At 54.8% G+C, this 436-nt stretch carries 1 pseudogene; it reads left to right on the top strand.

The window, feature by feature from the left end:
* Positions 1-299 precede the first annotated feature (299 nt).
* Positions 300-436 (top strand): annotated as a pseudogene (locus EE949_RS22425) (protease); the annotation flags it as partial.

Genomic DNA, 436 nt, shown 5'->3' with positions numbered 1-436 from the left:
GGAAAGCGCCCTGGCGCAGATCCGCCAGCAGGCTCAGCAATTGAAAACCGCCACTGACGATCAATTGGCCCAGGCAAAGCTTGCTGGATCTGCTCGGATGTTAGCTCTGGGGGCATAGGTCTTTACTCGAAGGCATAACGGGATTCTGCCCCCTCATCAGGCAATGGTCCATCACCTTCGTTGCTCATTTTCTCGGAACTTTGGCTTATAGACAGCTTCGGACTCTATGTAATCGACGCAGGCTCGGCCCCACAAAGGCCAGCAATGCGCCATCCCTAGGCACGAGACTGGAGGACCCCATGTCCAACTCACTCAATGGTAAACGCATCGCGATTCTTGTAACCGATGGTTTCGAGCAGGTAGAACTGACCGGCCACAAGGAAACCCTAGAGCAAGCGGGTGCTACCGTAGAGATCCTTTCCAGCCAGGACGGTAA

The sequence above is a fragment of the Pseudomonas viridiflava genome (assembly GCF_900602065.1).
In the GTDB taxonomy this organism is placed as follows: Bacteria; Pseudomonadota; Gammaproteobacteria; order Pseudomonadales; family Pseudomonadaceae; genus Aquipseudomonas.
Note: the sequence above shows the minus strand (reverse complement) of the source record. Positions and strands in the feature narration are given on the sequence as shown.